This is a genomic window from Actinomycetospora sp. (assembly GCF_055612215.1).
In genome coordinates, this window is the sequence record NZ_JBVPVA010000179.1 from 1 (window position 1) to 8,974 (window position 8,974).

Below are 8,974 nucleotides of genomic sequence, written 5' to 3' on the forward strand. Positions count from 1 at the left end.
GACCTGCCGTCCGAGCCCCGCGTGCAGCTGCTGCTGCGCTTCCACACCGCGCACATCTGCAGGTCTGCTCGCGCCACACCGCCCGCCACGACGCGGGCGTCCCCGCCCGCGGGCTCAACGGCGAGGCCTACCGCGGCCACGTGTTCTGGGACGAGCTCTACGTGTACCCGTTCCTCGACTTCCGGCTGCCCGAGGTCACCCGCGGCCTGCTGATGTACCGCTACCGCCGCCTCGCCGAGGCGCGGGCGGCCGCGGCGGAGGCGGGCTACGCGGGGGCGATGTTCCCGTGGCAGTCCGGCTCGGACGGCACCGAGGAGACCCAGGTCGTCCACCTCAACCCGCTCTCGGGCCAGTGGGACCCCGACCACTCGCACAACCAGCGCCACGTCAACGCCGCGATCTTCTACAACGTCTGGCAGTACTACCAGGCCACCGACGACCTGGAGTTCCTGCGCGACTACGGCGCCGAGCTGATGCTGGAGATCGCGCGGTTCTGGGCCTCGATCGCCCACCGCAACCCGCAGACCGGCCGCTACGAGATCCACGGCGTGATGGGGCCGGACGAGTTCCACGAGCGCTACCCCGGCGCCACCGAGGGCGGCCTGCGCAACAACGCCTACACCAACGTGATGGTCGCCTGGATCTGCTCTACGGCGCCGAGGGTGCTCGCCATGCTGCCCGCCAGCCGGCGGCGGGCGCTGCGCACCCGGCTCGGGATCACCGACGCCGAGATCGAGCGCTGGAACGAGATGACCCGGCTGATGTACGTGCCGACCCACGCGAGCCCGGACGGGAGCCGCGTCATCAGCCAGTTCGAGGGCTACGAGAGCCTCGAGGAGCTGGACTGGGACGCCTACCGCGAGAAGCACACCAACATCCAGCGCATGGACCGCATCCTCAAGGCCGAGGGGGACGACCCGGACCGCTACAAGGTGGCCAAGCAGGCCGACGCGGTGATGCTGTTCTTCCTGTTCTCCGCCGACGAGCTGCGCGAGATCCTCGGCCGCCTCGGCTACGACGACGTCGCGGGCGACCCCGACCTCGCGCGCCGCACCATCGACTACTACGACCACCGCACCTCCCACGGGTCGACGCTGTCGCTGGTGGCCCACGCCGCGGTCCTCGCCGGCATCGACCCGGAGAGCTCGTGGGAGCGGTTCCTGGTGGCCCTGGAGTCCGACGTCGGCGACGTCCAGGGCGGCACCACCAAGGAGGGCATCCACATGGGGGTCATGTCGGGGACCCTCGACCTCCTGCAGCGCGCCTACGTCGGGTGCAGCGTCCACGACGGGGTGCTGCACTTCGCGCCGCGGCTGACCACGCGCCTCGACGGGCTGCGCTACTCGATGGTCTTCCAGGGCACCGGGCTGCACGTCGCGGTGACCGACGGCGAGCTGGTCGTCGAGGTGGCCACCGAGGGCTTCTCGCATCCGGTGAAGATCGGCATCGGAGGCGAGGTCCGCGAGATGGGCGCGGGGGAGCGGGCCTCGGTGCGCCTGGCCGACGACACCGCCGGCATCACCGCGCCGCCGGCGACCGGGGACGAGCACGTGCTGATCGGGCACAACGGGAGGAGCGAGCAGTGAGCGACGGCTTCAAGGGCGCGATCTTCGACGTCGACGGGGTGCTCGTCGACTCCCCGCACGAGCAGGCGTGGCGGGAGTCGCTGCAGGAACTGATGGAGGGCCCCTGGTCCGACATCCGCCCGCAGACGACGTGGACCCCCGAGGGCTTCACCGCCGAGCTCTACCAGCAGCGGATGTCGGGCAAGCCCCGCAAGGCGGGCGCGACCGCGGCGCTGGAGTACTTCGGGGTGCCGGACATCGACCGGCGGGTCACCGAGTACGGCGAGCACAAGCAGGAGATGATCATCCGGCTGATCAAGGACGGGAAGTTCTCCGCCTACGACGACGCGGTGCGCTTCCTGGTCGAGGTCAAGAAGGCCGGCATCCCGGTCGCGGCGGCCTCGTCCTCGAAGAACGCGAAGCTCTTCCTGGAACGCGTCGACCTCGGGAACTACGGCGGCTCGGGGAACCTGCACGCGGCCTTCGACGTCGACGTGTCCGGCCGCGACTTCGCCGAGGGCAAGCCCAACCCGGAGATCTTCCTGACCGCGGCCAAGGAGCTCGGCGTCGACCCGCACGACGCGTTCGTCTGCGAGGACGCGACCAACGGCATCCAGGCCGCGAAGGCCGGGGAGTTCGGCGCCGTGGGGGTCTCGCGGGCCGACGACGTCGACGCCCTCGCGGCCGAGGGCGCGGACATCGTCGTGACCGACATGGGCACGATCGACGTCGACGCCCTCACCGCCCACCGGCTCGCCACCAAGTAGGCGTGCCATGGCAGGAGACGCAGCGGAGCGGACCTCGACCATCGGTACGGTCGAGGAGATCCCCGACGACGCCCTGACCGTCGGCGTCGACGTCGGGGGCACGAAGATCGCGGCCGGGGTGGTCGACGGGACCGGCAAGCTGCTGGCCCACACCCGGCGGGAGACCCCGGCGCAGAATACGGCCGGGGTGCTCTCGGGCATCGCCGACGCGGTGCGCGAGCTCGCCACGACCCACCGGGTGGCCGGCGTCGGGATCGGCGCCGCGGGCTTCGTCGACGCGTCGCGCTCGACGGTGATGTTCGCGCCCAACCTCGCCTGGCGCGACGAGGACCTGCGCTCGTCGCTGACCGCGCAGCTGGGGCTGCCCGTCATCGTCGAGAACGACGCGAACGCCGTCGCGTGGGCGGAGTCGCGCTTCGGCGCGGGCCGCGACCACGACGACCTCGCCGCGATCACGATCGGCACCGGGGTCGGCGGCGGGCTCGTCGTCGGCGGGCGGCTGCTGCGCGGCGGCTACGGCGTGGCCAGCGAGATCGGCCACATCACGATGGTCCCCTACGGCCGGCGCTGCGGGTGCGGGCTGCAGGGGTGCTGGGAGCAGTACGGCTCCGGGCGCGCGCTGGTCAGCGAGGCCCGCGAGATCGCCCACCACTCGCCGGCGTTCGCGTCCGGGCTGCTCGCCGACGCCGGCGGGGTCCCGGACGCGATCACGGGCGAGATGGTCACCGCCGCCGCGCAACGCGGCGACGTCGGAGCCCTGCACTGCTTCGACGAGATCGGCCGTTGGATCGGGCTCGGGCTGGCGCAGCTGGCCGCCGTGCTCGACCCCTCGCTGTTCGTCATCGGCGGCGGCGTCTCCGAGGCGGGGGAGGTGCTGCGCTCCCGCGTCGAGGACACCTTCCGGGCCAACCTCACCGGGCGCGGGCACCGCCCCGTCGCCGAGGTCCGGCTGGCCGAGCTCGGCTGGGAGGCCGGGATGGTCGGCGCCGCCGACCTCGCACGTACCCATAGCGACACCGCAGTCCCCGGGAGGGCGTCATGACCACTGATTCACCAGCCGGGTCGTCGGACCCGGCGGCGTCGCCCGGAGGCTCCGGGGCGAAGCCGACCACGAGCACGAAGGCGATCCTGGTCTCGATCGTCGCCGCCGTCGGCGGGTTCCTGTTCGGGTTCGACTCCAGCGTCATCAACGGCGCCGTCGACGCCCTGAACAGCAACTTCAACCTGACGAACAGTCCGCTGCTGTCCGGCTTCGCGGTCGCCTGCGCGCTGCTCGGCTCGGCGGTCGGTGCGTGGTTCGCGGGGCCGGCGGCCGACCGCTACGGCCGCGTGCGGGTCATGCTCATCGCCGCGGCGCTGTTCGCGATCAGCTCGATCGGGGCGGGCCTCGCGTTCGCCGTCTGGGACCTGATCGTCTGGCGCATCCTCGCCGGCGTCGGCATCGGCATCGCCTCCGTGATCGCGCCCGCGTACATCGCCGAGATCGCGCCCGCCCACATCCGCGGCCGGCTCGCCTCGCTGCAGCAGATGGCCATCGTGCTCGGCATCTTCATCGCGCTGCTCTCCGACGCGCTGTTCGCCGGGATCGCGGGCGGCGCCGCGAACACGTTCTGGCTCGGGCTCGAGGCGTGGCGCTGGATGTTCCTCGTCGGCCTCATCCCGTCGGTCATCTACGCGCTGCTGGCCCTGCGCATCCCGGAGTCCCCGCGGTACCTGGTGGCCAAGGGCGAGCTGGACAAGGCCGGGGAGGTCCTGCAGTCGGTCGAGGGGGCCCGCTCGCCGGAGTCGGTGAAGCACAAGGTCGAGGAGATCCGGGTCTCCCTGCTGCGGGAGGACAAGCCGTCGCTGCGTGACCTCCGCGGACCGCAGCTCGGCCTCAAGCCGATCGTCTGGGTCGGCATCCTGCTGTCGGTCTTCCAGCAGTTCGTCGGCATCAACGTGATCTTCTACTACTCGACGACCCTGTGGCAGGCCGTCGGGTTCTCCGAGTCCGACTCGTTCACCGCGTCGGTCATCAACGGTCTGATCAACGTGCTCTCGACCATCGTCGCGATCCTCATCGTCGACCGGGTCGGACGCCGGCCGATGCTCCTCGGCGGGTCGCTCGGCATGACGGTCACGTTGGGCGTCATGGCGATCGCGTTCTCCCAGGCCGTCCCGACGGTGACCCAGAGCGGCAAGGAGTCGGTCGCGCTGCCCGGTCCGTGGGGTCCGATCGCGCTCGTCGCGGCGAACCTGTTCGTGGTCTCGTTCGCCATCACGTGGGGCCCGGTCGTCTGGGTGCTGCTCGGCGAGATGTTCCCGAACTACCTGCGGGCCGCCGCCCTCGCCGTCGCGGCCGCCGCGCAGTGGATCGCGAACTTCCTCATCACCGTGACGTTCCAGTCGCTGGCCAACGTCGGGCTGACGCTGGCGTACGGCCTGTACACCTTCTTCGCGCTCCTCTCCTTCATCTTCGTCTACAGAGCCGTGAAGGAGACCAAGGGCAAGGAGCTGGAGGAGATGTTCGCGTAGGTGGCCTCCGGCCTGGTGAGCACTTTCGGGGTTCATGGCCCCCGGAAGTGCTCACGGGCGCGGGAGCGCACCCAGGGGGTCGTCGTCGTGCGTGGGACGGTGTGCCCATGCGCGTCGGAATCGTCTGTCCGTACTCGCTCGACGTCGCGGGCGGGGTCCAGGGCCACGTCCTGGACCTCGCCCGCGCGCTCGTCGGGCTCGGTCACGACGTCGACGTGCTCGCGCCGGCCAGCCCGTCCACCCCGGTCCCGGACTTCGTCACGCGCGCCGGGCGCGCCGTCTCGATCCCGTACAACGGCTCGGTCGCCCGCCTGACGTTCGGGCCCGTCTCGATGCACCGGGTGCGCCGCTGGCTGCGCGCGGGCCGGTTCGACGTGCTGCACCTGCACGAGCCGACCGCCCCGAGCCTGTCGATGCTCGCGCTCGTCCTGGCCGAGGGGCCGGTCGTCGCCACGTTCCACACCTCGACGCCGCGGTCGCGGACGATGTCGGTCTTCGCGTCGTGGCTGCGGCCGATGCTGGAGCGGGTCACCGCGCGGATCGCGGTCTCGCCGCTGGCCCGGCAGGTCTACGTCGAGCACCTCGGGGGTGACGCGGTCGAGATCCCGAACGGGGTCGATGTCACCGCCATCGCCTCCGTCGCGGCCGACCCCCTCCCGCGCCCTCCCGGCACCACGACGATCGGGTTCCTCGGCCGGTTCGACGAGCCGCGCAAGGGCATGGCCACCCTGCTCGAGGCGCTCGAACCGCTGGCGGCCCACGAGGACCTGCGGCTGCTCGTCGTGGGGCGCGGCGACGTGGTCGACCTGCGCCACCGCCTCCCCGCCGCCCTCGCGGACCGGGTGGAGGTCCTGGGCGCCGTCGACGACGCCACCAAGGCCCGCGCCCTCGGCGCGATGGACCTGCTCGCTACCCCCAACACCGGCGGCGAGAGCTTCGGGATCGTGCTCGCCGAGGGGATGGCCGCCGGCACGCCGGTGGTCGCGAGCGACATCGAGGCGTTCCGGCGGGTGCTCACGGACCCCGAGTCCGGGACGGTCGCCGGGGTCCTCCTCCCACCCGGCGACGCCGGCGCGTGGTCGGCGGGCCTCGCCGCCCTGCTGGCCGACCCCGCGCGCCGGGCGGCCCTCGCGCGCGCCGGGCGGTCCCGCGTCACGGCGTTCGACTGGTCGACGGTGGCCGCCCAGGTCCTGCGGGTCTACGAGGTGGCGGTGGCCGCGGATCCCCGGCAGGTCGCGGCGCGGGCCGGCGACACGCCGGACGTCGACGACGCGGACGGGCACCTCGGCTCCGGCGACGGACGTGTCGGCGCCGCGGGCCGCGCGGGAGCGGCGGACCCGGCGACCGGGCGCCTACCGTCGTCGTCGTGAACCTGTTCGGCGCGGGCGGCTGGCTCGTGGTGCTCGTCGTCGTGCTCGTCGTGGTGGCGCTCCTCGCGACCGCCGCGCTCATGATCGCGCGGGCGCGCCGACTGGACCGCCTCCACGTCCGGGTCGACGCGGCGCACCACGGGCTCGTCACGGCGCTGGACCGCCGGGCGGCCGTGGTGCGGGCGGTCGCGGCGACCGCGCCGTCGTCGGCGCTCTCCCCGACCGAGCGGCGCGCGCTGCGGGCCGCCGCGCGCGCCGTCGAGGACGCCGGCGGGGGGGAGGCCCGCGAGGCCGCGGAGAACGACCTCCTCGCCCGGCGCGCGGCGCTCGACACCGCGCTGTTGTCCCCGGACCTCTCCGCCGAGCTCGCCGACGCGGACGCCCGCGTCGTGGTCGCGCGACGTATCCACAACGACGCCGTCCGCGACACCCGGGCCCTGCGCGGCCGGCGCATGGTCCGCGTCCTGCACCTGGCCGGGACCGCGCCGTACCCGCGCTACTTCGAGATCGCGGAGGCCGGGGAGGGCGCCGCGGGCGCCGAGGTGGGCCGCCCGACACCGGAGGCCGCGGTCGCGCGGGACGCCGCCCGCGTCGTGGTGCTCGACCCGGAGGACCGGGTGCTGCTCTTCGAGGGCGTGGACCCCGACCGGCCCTCCGAGGCCTTCTGGTTCACCCCCGGCGGCGGGGTGGAGCCGGACGAGGACCCGGCCGACGCCGCCTGGCGCGAGCTCTGGCAGGAGACCGGGATCGTGGCCGGCAAGCCCGGGATCGGCGAGCTCGACGGCCCGCTGTGGGTCCGCGACGTCGTGTTCGACCACGACGGCGTCACCTACGCCGCGCGCGAGGTGTTCTTCGTGCTCCGCGTGGACCCGGCCCCCGTCGTGGACGTCTCGGGGTTCACCGAGCTCGAGCGCCGGACGGTGCGCCGCCACCGGTGGTGGACGCGGACCGAGCTCGCGGCGACCGTCGACGTCGTCTACCCGCGCCAGCTCGCGGACCTGCTCGGCGACCCGGGGTCGCTGTCCCCGGTGGATCCACCGGTGCCGATCCAGTAGCCGTGACGTGGGCCGCGTCCCGGGCGCCTGACGGTGTCGGGGGTCGCGTCTAGCATCGGGGGCGTCCGCCATCGCCGTCGATGGAGGCCCCCTCGCTCATGGAGGCACTGCTGTGACCCGCCCCGACCCGTCCACCTCGTCCGAAGCCCGAGGAGTCAAGCGCGGACTCGCGGACATGCTCAAGGGTGGCGTGATCATGGACGTGGTCACGCCCGAGCAGGCGCGGATCGCCGAGGACGCCGGCGCGGTCGCCGTGATGGCGCTCGAGCGGGTCCCCGCCGACATCCGCGCCGACGGCGGCGTCGCCCGCATGTCCGACCCCGACATGGTCTCCGGGATCGTCGACACGGTGTCCATCCCGGTGATGGCCAAGGCCCGCATCGGCCACTTCGTCGAGGCGCAGGTCCTGCAGTCGCTCGGCGTGGACTACGTCGACGAGTCCGAGGTCCTCACCCCGGCCGACGAGGCGCACCACATCGACAAGTGGGCCTTCACGGTCCCCTTCGTCTGCGGGGCCACCAACCTCGGCGAGGCGCTGCGCCGCATCGGCGAGGGCGCGGCGATGATCCGGTCGAAGGGCGAGGCCGGCACCGGCAACGTCGTCGAGGCCACGCGGCACATGCGGGCCATCCGCGCCGACATCCGCCGGCTGTCCCGCATGGACGCCCAGGAGCTCTACGCCGCCGCGAAGGACCTGCAGGCCCCGCTGCCGATCGTGCAGGAGATCGCCGACACCGGCCGGCTGCCGGTCGTGCTGTTCACCGCGGGCGGGATCGCCACCCCGGCCGACGCCGCGATGATGATGCAGCTCGGCGCGGAGGGCGTGTTCGTCGGTTCCGGCATCTTCAAGTCGGGCGACCCGGCGCGCCGCGCCGAGGCCATCGTCAAGGCCACGACCTTCCACGACGACCCGGACGTCATCGCGAAGGTGTCGGCGGGCCTCGGCGAGGCCATGGTCGGGCGCACCACGGCCGACATGCCCGAGTCCGAGAAGCTGGCGTCCCGCGGTTGGTGACGGGGCGTCCGGGCACTGACGACCGGGCTGGGAGGATCGCCACGATGACCGGGGAGACGAGCGACGGCGCGCGCCGCGTCCGCGTGGTCCCGCGTCCGGGGCGCGGAGCCCACCACCCGGGGGACGCCGCCCCGGCCGACGCCGACACCGAGGTCCTGCCCCGGGTCGCCCCGGGGCCGCCTCCCACCTCCGGCCCGGCGCCCGCCCAGCGGACGCCCCGCCGGGACCGCGCCACCCCCGACGCCGGCCCCGCGGAGGGCTCCGAGGCCCCGGAGGCCCCGGAGGCCCCGGAGCGCCGCATCGGCCTGGGCGCCCCCGCGCTCGTGCTGGGTGTGCTCGCGGCCGGGACGTGCTGGACCGGCTGGGCCGGCGTCGTCCTCGGGCTCTTCGCGGTGGCCGCGGGGTACCTGGGCGCCCGGCGCGCGTGGAAGGGGCTCGCCACCGACGGGGCCGCCTCCCTGGGTGGGCTCGCGCTCGGGGCGGTCGGGCTCGTCGTGGGCGTCGTGGTGGTCTGGCCGACGCTGTTCGGCACCGGCAACTTCGGCGACGGCCTGACGCTGGACCAGTGCCTGCAGCAGGCCAACGGCGCGTTCCAGATGCACATGTGCAAGTCCCAGCACATCGCCGAGTTCAACCAGCGCTTCCCGAACGCCGCCACCTGACCCCCGCCCGAGCCCGGCGAGGGCCG

Annotated in this window: 8 protein-coding genes; all 8 read left to right on the forward strand. The window is 73.6% G+C overall.

Annotation, left to right across the window (positions count from 1 at the left end; genetic code table 11):
* On the forward strand, positions 1 to 1,586 hold a 1,586-nt coding region (locus AC0CYZ_RS04975; protein ID WP_472212926.1), incomplete at its 5' end, for a glycosyl hydrolase family 65 domain-containing protein.
* Complete coding sequence (locus AC0CYZ_RS04980) at positions 1,583 to 2,332, forward strand: HAD family hydrolase (RefSeq protein ID WP_472212928.1); 750 nt, start codon at positions 1,583 to 1,585, stop codon at positions 2,330 to 2,332. The genes AC0CYZ_RS04975 and AC0CYZ_RS04980, both read left to right, overlap by 4 nt.
* A 7-nt stretch (positions 2,333 to 2,339) precedes the next feature.
* Positions 2,340 to 3,374, forward strand: a complete 1,035-nt coding sequence (locus tag AC0CYZ_RS04985) for an ROK family glucokinase (protein ID WP_472212930.1) — start codon at positions 2,340 to 2,342, stop codon at positions 3,372 to 3,374.
* A complete protein-coding gene (locus AC0CYZ_RS04990; protein WP_472212932.1) occupies positions 3,371 to 4,846 on the forward strand; it encodes a sugar porter family MFS transporter in 1,476 nt (491 codons plus the stop codon). Before AC0CYZ_RS04985 ends, AC0CYZ_RS04990 begins: the two co-directional genes overlap by 4 nt.
* Positions 4,847 to 4,953: 107 nt before the next feature.
* Positions 4,954 to 6,216 (forward strand): glycosyltransferase family 4 protein, encoded by a 1,263-nt coding sequence (locus AC0CYZ_RS04995; RefSeq protein ID WP_472212934.1) that lies wholly within the window; start codon positions 4,954 to 4,956, stop codon positions 6,214 to 6,216.
* Positions 6,213 to 7,271, forward strand: a complete 1,059-nt coding sequence (locus tag AC0CYZ_RS05000) for an NUDIX hydrolase (protein WP_472212936.1) — start codon at positions 6,213 to 6,215, stop codon at positions 7,269 to 7,271. Before AC0CYZ_RS04995 ends, AC0CYZ_RS05000 begins: the two co-directional genes overlap by 4 nt.
* A 112-nt stretch (positions 7,272 to 7,383) precedes the next feature.
* Positions 7,384 to 8,286 carry a pyridoxal 5'-phosphate synthase lyase subunit PdxS gene (gene pdxS, locus AC0CYZ_RS05005; RefSeq protein WP_472212938.1) on the forward strand — a complete coding sequence of 301 codons (903 nt, stop codon included), beginning with the start codon at positions 7,384 to 7,386 and terminating at the stop codon, positions 8,284 to 8,286.
* Between the two features lie 44 nt (positions 8,287 to 8,330).
* Complete coding sequence (locus AC0CYZ_RS05010) at positions 8,331 to 8,948, forward strand: hypothetical protein (protein WP_472212940.1); 618 nt, start codon at positions 8,331 to 8,333, stop codon at positions 8,946 to 8,948.
* Positions 8,949 to 8,974: the final 26 nt, after the last annotated feature.